Origin of the sequence: Aquidulcibacter sp., from assembly GCF_044346625.1 — a bacterium.
Lineage (GTDB): Bacteria > Pseudomonadota > Alphaproteobacteria > Caulobacterales > Aquidulcibacteraceae > Aquidulcibacter.
In genome coordinates this window covers 1-13,540 of the sequence record NZ_JBIIYV010000068.1, presented here as the reverse complement: position 1 = coordinate 13,540, position 13,540 = coordinate 1, and the positions used below count along the sequence as shown (strand labels likewise).

10 protein-coding genes are annotated in these 13,540 nt (G+C 54.5%); 8 read left to right on the top strand and 2 right to left on the bottom strand.

Annotation, left to right across the window (positions count from 1 at the left end):
* Positions 1-251 precede the first annotated feature (251 nt).
* The 3 genes from ACIQ20_RS13580 (at position 252) to ACIQ20_RS13570 (ending at position 3,965) form a co-directional block, all read left to right on the top strand.
* The gene (locus tag ACIQ20_RS13580; protein WP_395781164.1) at positions 252-2,219 is read left to right on the top strand and encodes a TonB-dependent receptor; all 1,968 of its coding nucleotides are present in this window, start codon (positions 252-254) and stop codon (positions 2,217-2,219) included.
* Between the two features lie 119 nt (positions 2,220-2,338).
* Positions 2,339-3,286 carry a DUF1838 family protein gene (locus ACIQ20_RS13575; RefSeq protein ID WP_395781162.1) on the top strand — a complete coding sequence of 316 codons (948 nt, stop codon included), beginning with the start codon at positions 2,339-2,341 and terminating at the stop codon, positions 3,284-3,286.
* Positions 3,287-3,353: 67 nt separating this feature from the next.
* Positions 3,354-3,965, top strand: a complete 612-nt coding sequence (locus ACIQ20_RS13570; RefSeq protein WP_395781160.1) for a glutathione S-transferase family protein — start codon at positions 3,354-3,356, stop codon at positions 3,963-3,965.
* Here the strand turns inward: ACIQ20_RS13570 and ACIQ20_RS13565 are convergent.
* Positions 3,962-4,870 carry an SMP-30/gluconolactonase/LRE family protein gene (locus tag ACIQ20_RS13565; RefSeq protein ID WP_395781158.1) on the bottom strand — a complete coding sequence of 303 codons (909 nt, stop codon included), beginning with the start codon at positions 4,868-4,870 and terminating at the stop codon, positions 3,962-3,964. The genes ACIQ20_RS13570 and ACIQ20_RS13565 overlap by 4 nt on opposite strands.
* Before the next feature lie 424 nt (positions 4,871-5,294).
* Entirely contained in the window at positions 5,295-6,077 is a 783-nt protein-coding gene (locus ACIQ20_RS13560) for an SDR family NAD(P)-dependent oxidoreductase (protein ID WP_395781156.1), read from the bottom strand.
* A 123-nt stretch (positions 6,078-6,200) separates the two neighbouring features.
* Here ACIQ20_RS13560 and ACIQ20_RS13555 point away from each other — a divergent pair, with 123 nt between their 5' ends.
* The 5 genes from ACIQ20_RS13555 to ACIQ20_RS13535 all read left to right on the top strand — a co-directional run bounded on the left by ACIQ20_RS13555 (position 6,201) and on the right by ACIQ20_RS13535 (position 13,403).
* On the top strand, positions 6,201-7,379 hold the full coding sequence (locus ACIQ20_RS13555) for a glycosyltransferase family 4 protein (protein ID WP_395781154.1): 1,179 nt from the start codon (positions 6,201-6,203) through the stop codon (positions 7,377-7,379).
* Positions 7,380-7,381: 2 nt separating this feature from the next.
* Positions 7,382-8,395 (top strand): glycosyltransferase family 9 protein, encoded by a 1,014-nt coding sequence (locus tag ACIQ20_RS13550; protein ID WP_395781152.1) that lies wholly within the window; start codon positions 7,382-7,384, stop codon positions 8,393-8,395.
* A gap of 118 nt (positions 8,396-8,513) precedes the next feature.
* Positions 8,514-9,038 carry a translation initiation factor IF-3 gene (gene infC / locus ACIQ20_RS13545; protein WP_313589270.1) on the top strand — a complete coding sequence of 175 codons (525 nt, stop codon included), beginning with the start codon at positions 8,514-8,516 and terminating at the stop codon, positions 9,036-9,038.
* Between the two features lie 536 nt (positions 9,039-9,574).
* Complete coding sequence (locus ACIQ20_RS13540; RefSeq protein ID WP_395781150.1) at positions 9,575-11,989, top strand: TonB-dependent receptor; 2,415 nt, start codon at positions 9,575-9,577, stop codon at positions 11,987-11,989.
* Between the two features lie 64 nt (positions 11,990-12,053).
* On the top strand, positions 12,054-13,403 hold the full coding sequence (locus ACIQ20_RS13535) for an MFS transporter (protein WP_395781148.1): 1,350 nt from the start codon (positions 12,054-12,056) through the stop codon (positions 13,401-13,403).
* Positions 13,404-13,540 lie beyond the last annotated feature (137 nt).

The window sequence follows — 13,540 nt, the reverse complement described above, 5'->3', positions numbered from 1 at the left end:
TTTCATCGGCGTTTCAGATGCGGCAAGAATTTCCAATACCCGCCGACGTGGCGCAGTAAAGGCCATGCCTGACCGCTGACATAGGGCCTCCGCTTGACGAATTAGATCGTGCATGTGCGCCTCCTTGATCGTGACGAACCTCTTGTTTGTTCATGCCTGAGTTTGGCGCGCATGGAAAATGTCCATTGCACTTGCAAGGCCGACAGATTGGCGTAGGTAGTGTTATGTAATAACATAATAGGATTTCCCCCATGACGCCTGCGCTTTACACCCTTCTCGCCTTGGCCGCGCCTGAAGCGGCACCTCCTGTCCCAGCAGCGCAGCCCCGCCCGGTAGAAACCATTGTGGTAACGGCCAGCTCGCTGGGTGATCCGTCTGACGCCATCAGCCAAGGCGTGGCCGTGATCAATCGCGGCGAAGCCTTACAAGCCTCCATCAGCGGCGGGATTGGGGAAACCTTGGCGGGCATCCCTGGCGTTCGTTCCACTTTCTATGGCGTCAATGCCTCTCGCCCCATTGTACGCGGTTTGGGGGAAGATCGGATAAGGTTGGTGCTGAACGGCTTACAAGGCATTGATGCCTCCACCATCTCGCCAGACCACGCCCCTGCCATTGATGGTTTAGATGCGGAAGGTATCGAGGTCCTGAAGGGTCCCGCCGCCTTGCGCTACGGCGGTAATGCGGTTGGTGGAGTGGTCAATGTTGTCGATGGCCGCTTGCCAACCAAGCTGCCTGAAAAGCCGTTTGCCGGCGAAATCTTCCTAGCAGGCTCAACCGCTGAAGATGCCGGAACAGCTGCCTTTAAGCTGGTTGGGACGCGCGGAAATGGTGTCCTACGGGTCGATGGTTTCCGCCGTGATGGCCAAGATTACAAGGTTCCGGGCTTCTCCCAAACTGCTGCCCTGCGCGCCGTGACGGGGGATGATACCGAAGGGGCTGCCTTCAATACGCGCGGCGAGATTTGGGCCTTAGGCGGCAGCGTCGCGCGCATCACAGATCGGACCAGCCTTGCGCTAGCCACCCGGCAAACCAAGTCCAATTATGGCATTCCCGGCGAAGAAGCCTTCATTGAACTCAGCCAAACCCGCTATGATTTCCAGGCCTCTATCAAGGATTTGGGCTTTCTCGATACGCTGACATTCTCCATCACGACAGGCGATTATAGCCATAGTGAGATTGAGTTTGACGGCGCAATTGGCACGGTCTTCACCAATGAAGGCTATGAAGGCCGCCTTGAGGCCCGCCACCGCTCCATCGGGGACTTGGACGGCGTCTTCGGCCTACAATTTGCCGCCAATGACTTTGCGGCTGAGGGCGATGAGGCCTTCATCCTGCCGGTCACGATCGAAACAGTGGGCGCGTTCTGGGTTGAACGCTTTAATCAAGAAAATTGGGGCGCTGAAGTCGGTGCGCGCTATGAACAACGCGACTATTCTGGCCTCGCAGGAGCGCGTACTTTCGATCTGGGTAGCTTCTCTGCCAGCGCATTCGTGAAGCCTATTGACGGCTTACGCCTGTCTCTAAATGCCGGCTACACAGAACGCGCGCCGACAGAAGTCGAATTATTTGCCGATGGACCCCACGCGGCCACCCAAGCTTTTGAAATCGGCGATGCGGATCTTAAGACTGAAACGGCAATCAGCCTTGAAGGCGTTGCGCGCTGGCAAATCGGTGGCGCGACGGTCGATCTCAATGTTTGGCGCTCTAGCTTTGATGGCTTTATCGCGTTCAATCCAACAAATCAGATCGAGGATGATTTGCCGGTCTTTCTGGTCAGCCAAAAAGACGCCACCCTCAGTGGGGCTGAACTCCATGTAACTTGGCCCCTTGGACAAGTTGCTGGCTGGTCAGTGGTTGGCGACGGCGGGATGGATACCGTGCGCGGCAGTTATGATGGCGGCGGTGCGATTGCCCGTATGCCGCCCGCGATGGTAACCCTTGGTCTTGAAGCAAAAAGCCCTCAAATGCGGGTGCGTGCCGAAGTGCAATCCATCGCCGAGCAGACCCGTAGTGCCGCTTTTGAGACCAAAACCGCAGGCTCAACCGCCCTCAACGCCCTCTGGTCCTGGCGACCCGTTCAAAGCAATGACCGCATCGAGCTGACCTTTGAAGGCCGGAACCTGACCAATGAGGACATCCGCGAACACACCTCATTCTTGAAGGATTATCTGCCCAAGCCGGGACGTTCGATACGGGTGAGCTTGAAGGGTTCCTTTTAGACTAAAGGGGTTGTTCCGGCTCCGCCTCACGAACCACTGCACGCCCTCAATTGTCCGGACAAATTTTTGATGACAAGTCGCAAATGGCCACTTAAGAAAGACGTAGAAGAGGAGCTGTCATGACCCACCTATCTGCCCGCCACCTATTTATCGGATTCACTGCTTGCCTTGCCGCGGTCGCCACGACCGCTGATGCTGCGCCTAAGAAGAAGGCCCCAGCAGCGGCACCTGCCCCGGTTGCCGCGCCATTGGACCTAACCACCCCTGAAGGTGTGTTGGCGGCGAATCGAAAGATTCAATGCGACATGCGAGACGGCGTGGCCGTGACCTATTATTGGGCAGGGGATGCCTATTCGCGTCGCCAAGGCGAAGCCGACAAGCTACTGTTCCGCGCCGAAGGCATGAACATCCGCCATTGCGTGACGGTGAAGGACCCCGTTCGCGGCGTGGGCTATCGCCTGATTTCGCGAGAGCTCTTGATCTATACCGACCCCAAAACCGGCAAAGTATTGAGCAAATGGACCAATCCTTGGACCGGTGAAGAGCTCGACGTGATGCATGTCGCCAATGACCCGGTGAACTCTGCCTCCTATGTGATAGGCCGTGATGGCCAGCCACTGCGCTGGACCGGCACCATCAGTGGCGACCATTGGTGGACCAATGTGACCGTGCCTTTGTTCTATACAAACCCATTGGGTGGTAAGTATCAGGCCGAAGTTGGTAGCATTTATCATGCGACTGAAATGTTCAATTTCGCGGGTAGGCTCTCGAATATTGTCGATCCAACAAAAACGACTGCAGAGGCCAGTGTCGCTTGGGTGCGGATTTCAGACTGGCTGCCGTGGATGCGGATGAGCGGTCGTGAGGGCGAGATTTACTTCAACACCAATGGCCGCAAGCTGGATAATTGGGACCAGATGCCCGCTGTTATGAAGGATGAAATCGCCAAGAATTACCCCGCTTGGACATCGGCCCCTCCGCTGGACGACGCCCGTCCAAACGAAACCTCTTGGACCTATTTCCTCGATGTAAAAGAGGGTCGCAAAACCCTGCCGAAGCGGGATTAATGGAACCAAGGGCTCAAAGCACAGCTTTGGGCCCTTTTTCTTGGTACGGCATGGAAAGGCCTCTCACATGAAACTCTATGGCGAACACAATCCAGCCCCGAACCCCCGTCGCGTTCGGATTTTCTTGGCTGAAAAGGGCATAGAGGTCGAACTTGTGCATGTCCCCATGCGACAAGGCGCGCATAAAGCACCGGAATTTTTGACCAAGAACAGCCTTGGCCAAGTGCCCGTCTTAGAGCTCGATGACGGCACCTGCATCAGCGAGAGCGTCAGCATCTGCCGCTATCTGGAAGCACTGCAACCCGATCCGCCTTTATTTGGCACCACGCCGCTTGAGATTGCCAATATCGACATGTGGATCCGGCGGGTGGAGTGGCAATTGATGAGCCCGATTGGCCAAATCTGGCGCCACGCCCATCCCTATACGGCAGCACTTTTGACCCAGTATAAGGACTTTGGCGAAAGCAACCGCGCCCATGCCGACCGCGCCTATCACTGGCTCGACCGTGAAATGGCCGACAAAGCCTATATCGCAGGCGATGCTTTCTCTGCAGCGGACATCATGGCGCTGTCCATCGTCGACTTCGGCACCTTCATCGGCACGCCCATTCCGGATGATTGCAGCCATCTGAAAGCCTGGCACGAACGGGTAAGTGCGCGGCCAAGCGCGGCGGCTTAGCCCTGATAATTCAACCGCAACCCTGGGCGATCCCAGCGCATTTTCGCGAGGCGGCCCGTTGAGGACAAGGTGATATAGGCGTCGCACATATCGGCGCCACCAAAGGCGATATTGGTGGTCATCAGATCGTCGGTGGGCACAAGGGTGTGTGTGCCGGTTTCAGGATTCATGCGCGTGATACCTGGATTAATCAGGGTCGCAATCGCCACAGTGCCATCGGCTTCTATCGCCAAGCTATCAAACAGGGTCCATTGATCGACGCGGCCGACGACCCGCGCCGCACGAAATGGGCTGACCGGGGCAATCTGCCCGGGGCCTGCGACGTCGAAGGCGTAAAGCCTGCCTTCCATCGTGTCGGCCATATAGATTGTCTTGCCATCAGGGCTGAGACCCACGCCATTGGGTGAGGTATAGCCGTGCGAGAGCTCATGGGCCGACGCCGCACCGGGTGTGACATAGAATAGACCGCCATAGTCGCGGTGGCGGCGGTGGCTTTTGCCGTGGTCGGTGAAGTAGAAGCCACCATGGCGGTCAAATGCGAGGTCGTTCGGGCCACGCAGGGCATGACCATCAATCGTATCAAACAGGCGCTCGACCTTGCCCGTGGTTAAATCCACCCGCTCAATCCGCCCACCGGAATAATCCTCTGGCTCATGGCCCGGCACCATAAGGCCACCGAAGTCAGACCAAGCAAAACCGCCATTATTGCAGATGTACATGGCCCCATCCGGGCCAAGCGCTGCCCCGTTCGGCCCGCCGTCTAAATGCACAATGGTCTCGGTTTTGCCATTCCAATAACGTGTGAGATTGCCCGACTTGATTTCAACAAACACGACAGAGCCATCATCAAACACCACAGGGCCTTCAGGGAATTGCAAACCTGTTGCTAGGATTTCGAGTGTCATATGCCGTGCTCCCAAATCTGTTTTTGCCTTGCCTCAAAATCGGGCAGGCTTACGCCATCATCACGGCTCTAGCGCCGTTCAGCAAGGCCAAAGCCGCAAAATTGCCTGTACGGACTGGACAAACTTTGAATCTCCCAGCAGGTTACTCCTGCATAATCGCCCCATTGTGGCTAGGCGTAGAAATAATCAGCTTCATTTCCGCTGGCGCATGTCGCACGCACTCTCACCCGTGGCATGTTGATCGACCCATCCGACCCAAAGCTATTACTCTAGAGTAATTAATCCGTTTTAGGGAAAGTTTCAGATAAAGCGTGGCCGCCGACCAGTCCGATCATCTGCCCCTGCCCCCTAACCGTGGCCCAAGCCGTGCGTCGCGCGAAATAAAGGGCACCCGCTGACCCAGAAGCCAGCGGGTGCGTTTGTTTTAGCGTGGAGCCATTCGGATGGCACCATCCAAGCGGACGTCTTCACCGTTGAAATAGCCATTGGTGATCATGGTCAAAGCCAATTGCGCATATTCATGCGGCAAGCCCAGACGCTTTGGGAAAGGCACGCTCATGGCCAGAGCGTCTTTGACTGCATCGGGCGCTGCATTCATCAAAGGCGTATTGAAAATGCCGGGCAGAATGGTGTTGACGCGAATACCTTCGCCCATCAAATCGCGTGCGATTGGCAAGGTCATGCCAACAACACCACCTTTTGAGGCTGAATAGGCGGCTTGGCCCATTTGGCCATCTTCGGCCGCAACCGAAGCCGTGTTGACGATGGCACCGCGCTCGCCGTCTTCGAGTGGGTCCAAGGACAGCATGCCAGCGGCCGACTTAGCGATACAGCGGAAGGTGCCGACCAGATTGATCTGGATGATCATGTTGAAAGAATCGAGCGGGAAGTGCTTGATGTCACCAGTTTTCTTGTCGCGGCTGGCGGTTTTAATCGCATTGCCCGTTCCCGCGCAATTAACGAGGATACGCTCTTGGCCATTGACAGCGCGTGCTTTGGCAAAGCCAGCCTCGACGCTTTCTTCGCTCGTCACATTGACTTCACAGAAAGTGGCACCGATTTCGGCAGCGACTTCGGTGCCGCGCGCCACATTCATATCAAAAAGCGCGACCTTCACGCCATGTGTGCGCAGCGCGCGTGCTGTTGCTTCGCCAAGGCCAGAAGCGCCACCGGTCACGATAGCTGCGATTGAATCGTCTAATTGCATGATTGGAAACTCCCTGAATTTGTTTACGATCGCGACTTATTATGGCGCGCTCGGGTAGGCAATTAGCTGTCTCTCAGCTAAACGCAAGAACACCGTGGCTGGAATTACTGGAATAGGCGAATTTTGTCTTCACCCCTCCCCCCTTTAGCGTCCCTCAAAAACAAAACCATCCTGCAGGTTGTCCCTGAAATGGCAACCGGCGGGGTTGAGCGGACAACCCTAGAAGTCGCCAGTGCCATTATCGAAGCCGGTGGCCGTGCCTTGGTGTTTAGCGCGGGCGGGCGGTTGGTGCAGGAACTGGAAGCGCTTGGGGCCAAACACATCCATGGCGAGGCAAACTCAAAACTGCCTTGGACCGTCTTTGTGTCCAACGTGTCCAAGCTCGCCCAAATCGTGAGGCAAGAGAAGGTCGATATCGTTCACGCCCGCTCGCGCGCACCAGCCTGGAGCGCCCTTTTAGCAGCGCGCCGCACGAGGACGCCTTTTGTGACGACCTATCACGGGATTTATAACGCCAAATCTGGCCTCAAGCGTTGGTATAACAGCGTGATGGCACGCGGCGACCTGGTGATCGCGAACTCTGGCTATACGCGGGACCATGTTTTTGACGAGCACAGAATCGACCCCGACAAAATCGAGGTCATTTATCGCGGCGTCGATGTAGACGCCTTTGACCCACAAGCTGTTTCGAACAAGCGCCGCGAGGAACTTGCCAGCCATTGGGGAATTGCCCTTAAAAGCCCGCGCCCGCGCGCCATTCTGCCAGCCCGCTTAACAGCCTGGAAGGGCCAGAAAGTGATGTTGGAAGCACTGGGGCATTTGAAGCGTGCAGGCGTGGAGATCGAATGTTTAATGGTAGGCGACCCGCAAGGCCGCGACAGCTATCGTGCCGAGCTTGGCCACGACATACGTCGCTTGGGCCTTGAGGGCCAAGTCCATCTGGTTGGCCATTGCAATGATATGCCAGCGGCCTTTTCATTGGCCGACTTCGCCGTCACCCCCTCCACCGAGCCAGAGGCGTTTGGCCGCACGGCCGCCGAGGCGCAAGCCATGGGCTTGGCCGTCATTGCATCGGACCTTGGAGGTGCGCGCGAAACTGTGGAAGACGGGGTTACGGGCTTTCTGAGCCCCGCCGGGGATGGTAAAGCCTTGGCCGATTGTATAGGCCGACTTTTGGCACTGTTACCCGAAGAAAAAGCGGCGATGGGCACTGCAGGGGCGGCTAGGGTCCGGTCATTGTTTACGACCCGCGCCCTACAATCGGCCACAGTGTCGCTGTACCAGCGGCTGGTCAAAGCATAGAAGTGGCAGGAACGGACGTGAACCCGGAGCGGATCTTAGTTATAGTTTTGGGGAGCTTAGGCGATGCGGTGTTGGCCTTGGCCCCGCTTGCCATGTTGCGTGCCCATCACCGCGATGCCGAAATCACCGTGCTGACCCAGCGCGGCAATGTGCGGTTTCTATCAAAGTCTCCTTATGTCGACCGGGTCGATGTGCGCTGGCCGCAGACCAAGCTTGTCGACAAGGCCAAGTTCATCTGGTCGCTGCATCAAGAACGCTATGCCATGGTCTATGATTTGACCAATACCGCCGAAAGCGACGCCTTGTTCAAGCTATTGTGGCCTTTGCAGCCCAAATGGTCGGGTGGGGCCGTTGGCTGCTCTCACCCTCATGTCGACCGTACGCGATTGACCCTGCACCGGCTTGACCGGCACGCAGAGCAATTGATGATCTGCGGCGTTGGGCCCAAAGAAGGTTTTGCACCGGGCCTGTCGCCCCTACCTGACCTCGACTGGGTCGAATCAGTGGTGAAGGACCACACCAAGCTTACTCCCCGCCATCACGGCATTGGCGAGCCCTTTGCCTTTCTGGCACCCGAAGGCCCGGCAGCAGATCCAACAAAGCGTTGGCCGACTGCGCGCTATGGTGAATTGGCCCTGGCGTTAGAGGCCCGTGGCATTCAGCCTATTCTGGTTGGCGGTCCTGCTGCTATCGAATTGGCCGTTGAAATTCGCGCAATTGCGCCCAAGGCCTTGGACCTAGTCGCCCGTCTCGATGTGTTCCAATTCATTGGTTTAGCAAGACAATCCATTCTTGCCGTTGGCTCTGAAGGTGATATGGCTATCATTGCTGCGGCCGCTGGTGCGCCAACATTGGCGATCATTAACCCGAACGAAACCAGTGTGCGTAAAGCCGCACCTCGGGGCACAGCAACCGTTGGCCTTGTTGCGCGCAACTTTGATACCATCCGTGTTCAAGATGTTTTGGCCGCTGCACGCGCAGTAACGCCGACAATTCTTGAAGCACAAACATCTTGACGCCTTGAAGGATTGTTCATTTACATCCATTATCTAAATGTGCCCGGTGAAACCCGGGACAAAGGCATTTGCGGCACCACACCGCGTAATTTATGGAGAGACGAACATCAGACGCCCTATGGCTGCAACGCCCACTAAAGACGGCCCCCGCATCAACGAAGATATCCGCGCACCGCGCGTGCTTCTGATAGACGAGAATGGCGAAAAGCAAGGCGAGATGCCTTTAGCTGCAGCGCTAGATGCCGCGACAGAGGCTGGGCTAGACCTTGTAGAAATCGCAGGAACTGCAAACCCGCCGGTGGTGAAGATCCTCGATTATGGAAAATTCAAATTCCAAGAGCAGAAAAAGAAGAATGAAGCGCGCAAGCGTCAGAAGGTTGTTGAGCTGAAGGAAATCAAGCTCCGCCCGATGATCGACGATCATGATTATGACGTCAAAGCCCGCGCGATGTCTCGCTTCTTCGAAGAGGGCGACAAGGTCAAAGTGACCCTGCGCTTCCGTGGCCGCGAAATGGCGCACCAACATCTGGGGATTGACCTCTTGATGCGGGTCAAGCGCGACTTTGAAACCATTGCCAAGGTTGAAAGCGAACCACGCCTCGAAGGCAAGCAAATGACCATGGTCATGGCACCGCGCACCTAAAAGCTTTGGCTGTGACACCGCTGATTGAACCGCCCTTCTGCCTGCGCAGGGGGGCGTTTTGCTTTTTTGGGGTGGGGCTGCTTTGCGCCACGGGTTGCCGTTTAGGGCGGGTTAGCGGCTTATCGAAAGCAGACATTTAAGAGATGGTAGGATAGTTACACTTCAATACGGTTGATTTTCTAAAAACTTCTGGCTGGATTATGAGGGGCTGGGGCAGTTGCAATCCGCAAGCGATTTGTTTGCACGCTTTGCATATGTCTCACATGACCATACTCTCTGGCTGACTTACCCGAACACTTAGCAATGCTGGCCGAGCGGATTGGCCATTTGCCTAAACCGCTGACTGTCCCTAGCAGACCATTCTTATGGCCCTGAACAAGTATGTCCTTTTTGAGATGTTTAGATCGACCTCGTGTACTTAGATAACGCGTACGCGGTCTCGGTGTTAATTCCCCTTGCATTTCACTGACTCTTAGGTCAATGATTGGCTGACCTATAGGTAAGCTAACACTTAAGATTGGCTTGGGAGGACTTCAATGAAGCTGCTTTTTAACACTCTGCTTACATCGACCGCATTAGCAATCGTGCTCTCTAGCGGGTCGGCAAATGCACAATCCAACGCAAATAATACTGAGGCCAGCAAAGAGCTTGAGATAATTGTAGTCACCGCGCAAAAGCGCGCCGAACGTCTAATAAACGTTCCGGTATCGATTGTGGCTACAAGTGGTGCCGAGCTTGAAGCGCGGAATTTCAATTCGGCAACGGACTTGCAGTATGTTGTGCCCGGACTGGGGTTGGGAGATTCGAACACTCCTCGCGGCGCTGGCTTGCGTATCCGAGGGATCGGAACAAACGTCTTCGCAGATGGGATCGAACAGAGTGTAGGAACAGTTGTGGATGGGGTACCGCTGGCGCGAGCCGGTCAAGGCCTCGCAGACATTGTCGATATTGAGCGGATTGAAGTCCTGCGGGGTCCGCAAGGCATGCTTTTCGGACGTAATGCGTCGGCTGGATTGATCAACGTTGTAACACGTGGGCCGACCAATGAATTATCAACGCGGGCCTATCTTGCTGCTGGGGAAAACGGTTTGTTGAACCTATCTGGCGCAATCTCAGGTCCAATTATCATCAATAAGGTCAGTGCTCGGATCAGCGGATATCAAAACAAACAGGATGGTATTGTCCGCACCACTGATGGCCGCATGCTCAACAACCGCGATGAATTTGGTTTCCGAAGCGCGCTCCGACTTGAGGCAACACCCGATTTCGAAGTTTTGGTTCGCGCTGATTATTCCGAAAGAGATAATGCGTGCTGTGTGTGGACCCCTCGGGCATTGGCCTCTGCCACTACTGATCCAAGACCGGGCATACTCTTTCTGTCCGGGGATCTGCCAAAGGTAACTCCAGGACCTGACAATGTAACAATTGGGGCTGCGTCGGGCGATTACTTTAACAAGGTGATCAGTAGAGGTACCTCGATCGAAGCAAACTGGAACATAGGTGAGTTTACAATAACATCGCTTTCGGCCCTCAGAAACTGGAGGCAAAAAGATAACAATGATGCAGATCTCGGTCCACTCAACGTGCTTGACGATAACTTCGGCGCAAACAACCTCGAACAAATCAGCCAAGAGATCCGTCTGACATCGCCAGCTGGGGAGCCGTTTGAATACGTTCTTGGCGCGTTCTACTATAAAAGCAAAAATGCTGGCTCATTCGACCAAGTGGGCCGCTTCGCGCTTTCTTTCGCCCGGGCCCAAGCTGCGGGGATTAGTCTTCCGTTGGCACCCGGCGTCGTTCTGCCGCCTTCTGCCCTGTTCGGCCGCAGCGTCGAGACAGTGATCGACGTGCGTGACGTTGCCATATTTGGTCAGGGAAGCTTCGATATCACAGATAAGCTCTCGCTGATCTACGGTGCGCGATACACTGACACAAAAGTCGGCTTGGATTTTGAACGTGTGGGTGCTGCGAATGCAAATGCTTTCAATTTCGTATTAGGAGGAGCGTTTGCGCCGCTTGTCTTTCAAACAAGCACCAAAGACACGAACGTATCATGGCGGTTCGGAGCGCAATACAAGCTTAACGAGAACTCAAATGTCTACCTAACAGTCGCTAAGGGCTATAAAGGGCCAGGATTCAACAACTTACTCGATCTCGTGATTCCCGCTAGCCTGACGGCAGACAAATTTACTGTCGTCCGTCCTGAAATTCCCACATCCTTTGAAGCGGGATACAAAGGTAGACTCGCAGACGGGCGCTTGCGGATTGAGGCTGCAGCCTATCAGACAACTTTCGAGGACTTTCAGGCGCAAGTCGTGGAACGCGATCAGGTTACCAATCTCAATCGGTTCGCGATCCGCAATGCTGGCGAACTCAAGACGCAAGGTGCTGAAATCCAAATGCGCTTGCTGGCGACCGACAATCTAACGCTAGGTGCCTCTGCGGCCTGGAATGATACAGAGTTTACTGACTTTACCGGGGCGGCCTGTCCTCGTCTTGGCGCAGTCATAAGAAGCGTCGGCGTACCTTGTGGACCTGTTGTTGCGGGTGGCGCAAATGCGATTTCATTTGACGCATCGGGACAAGCTGGAACCAATGCTCCGGAACTGACCTTTACCCTCGACGGCCGTTATGAGAAGAATCTGTCGGCCGGAATTCTTGGGTTTATTCAAGCAAACTACTTCTGGCGCGATGCTGTGACTTTTGGACTGTATCCCGACAACATCCCCAATCCCACGATCCAGCCTTCTTACGGGATCTTCAACGTTTCGCTAGGCGCTGAATTTTATGAAGGAAAAGTAGTCGCGACATTGTTTGCACGAAACTTGACTGATGAGAACTTTGTTACGTCTATCTTCGATCTTCCCTTCGATGGTGCTGGTGGACTTGGTCAGTACACGACAACCGATGCACGTCGATTGATTGGCGTTTCATTGAACATTGCCTATTAGGTCCTGCCTAAATGAGGCGTGCAAACAACTCTGCACGCCTCAGTTTTTTACATAGGGAAAAATAATGGTCAGCACCGGCTTCAAAGTTCCGATAAAATCAAAGATTGGGTTCGGCGTCGGAGACTTTGCCCTTAACCTCGTCTGGCAGGGAACGGCGCTTTTCCTTCTTTATTTTTATACCGATATTCTTGGAATATCACCTGGCATAGCTGGACTCATCTATCTCACAGCCATGATATGGGATGCGGTGACAGACCCTGTCGCGGCAACGATTGCCGATAGAACATGGACTCGGCTGGGAAAATACCGGCCTTACATCGTGTTTGGTGCTCTCCCATTTGCGCTATCGTATCCGCTCGCTTTTACGGCCTCACCGCTTACCATAATTCCTGTGGAGTTATGGGCCCTATTCACGCATCTATTGCTCAGAACAACTTACACCATAGTCGGAGTGCCCTTTTCATCGCTTCAGGCCCGCCTGACCGATGACGCGCAGGAACGCACTGTTCTTGCAGGGTTCCGAATGGTCGGGGCTGCCTCTGGTGGGTTAACAGTGGTGCTCGTAACACCCCTCTTCATGCGCCTGTTTAGCGAAGAACATCAAGCGCTTGCGTTCTTGTCCGCATCCATGATTGCTGGCGTTGTTATTTTTTTGGCCCTACTATACTGCGGCCTCGTTATGCGCGAGCCGGTAACCGGCAAAAGCGAACAAAGCGCGACGCTCTCACAGGATATCAAGTCGATAGGTCCCATGTTCCTATCGAATCCACCGCTTATCAGGCTTTTTGCGATCATCATAACTTCTTCCATTTGCCTTGGGATGTTTGGCAAAAACATCATTTATTTCTTCAAGTACCATCTAGAGCGGCCGGATCTTACGATTTGGGCGCTTGTGACACCCGCAATATTGCTTTTGCTCTTTGTTCCGTTTTGGGTTTGGCTGGCAGGGAAAAGATCCAAAAGAGACGCTTTGATCTTAGGTGGATGCATTGCCGGGGTGGGCTATGTTTTGTTCTTCCTGCTTGCGGAGTTTTCACTATTTTGGGCGTTCTTTTCGATCTCAGTTGTAGGCATAGGCGGCTCCGCTCTGCCTGTGATGTTTTGGTCAATGTTACCGGACACAGTCGAGTATGGACAGGCGCAGACTGGTCGACGCGCTGAGGCAAAGATATTTGGTTTTGCCACGTTTGCGCAAAAAGCAGCAATTGGTATCAATGCGTTGGTCCTAGGCTTGATGCTGGATTTTGTCGGCTTTGTGCCAAACGTTGCTCAGAGCCCGTACGCACTTCTCGGCATCAAGGCAACAATGACTATTGTACCTGCTATTGGTTCAGCTATCATCGTAATGTTAGCTTTAGGCTACAGGTTAAACCAGTTTGAACACGCAAAATTACTTAAGCAGATTAAAAACTAAACTGCACTGCTATCCAGATCGTGTCCCACGGCGTGGTGTAACAGCGGCGTCATGAGGTAGCCGGTTTAGGGCTGAGTTGATCATGTTCAGGGGACTGCGCTGAGCATGACGATGGGATCATTGCTTAAAGGTGCGAG

What these genes read in the sequence shown, in the direction of transcription:
- ACIQ20_RS13535 (WP_395781148.1), top strand. Translation starts at nt 12,054, where the DNA reads ATGGTCAGCACCGGCTTCAAAGTTCCGATAAAATCAAAGATTGGGTTC.
- ACIQ20_RS13570 (WP_395781160.1), top strand. Translation starts at nt 3,354, where the DNA reads ATGAAACTCTATGGCGAACACAATCCAGCCCCGAACCCCCGTCGCGTT.
- ACIQ20_RS13565 (WP_395781158.1), bottom strand. Translation starts at nt 4,870, where the DNA reads ATGACACTCGAAATCCTAGCAACAGGTTTGCAATTCCCTGAAGGCCCT.
- infC (WP_313589270.1), top strand. Translation starts at nt 8,514, where the DNA reads ATGGCTGCAACGCCCACTAAAGACGGCCCCCGCATCAACGAAGATATC.
- ACIQ20_RS13580 (WP_395781164.1), top strand. Translation starts at nt 252, where the DNA reads ATGACGCCTGCGCTTTACACCCTTCTCGCCTTGGCCGCGCCTGAAGCG.
- ACIQ20_RS13560 (WP_395781156.1), bottom strand. Translation starts at nt 6,077, where the DNA reads ATGCAATTAGACGATTCAATCGCAGCTATCGTGACCGGTGGCGCTTCT.
- ACIQ20_RS13575 (WP_395781162.1), top strand. Translation starts at nt 2,339, where the DNA reads ATGACCCACCTATCTGCCCGCCACCTATTTATCGGATTCACTGCTTGC.
- ACIQ20_RS13540 (WP_395781150.1), top strand. Translation starts at nt 9,575, where the DNA reads ATGAAGCTGCTTTTTAACACTCTGCTTACATCGACCGCATTAGCAATC.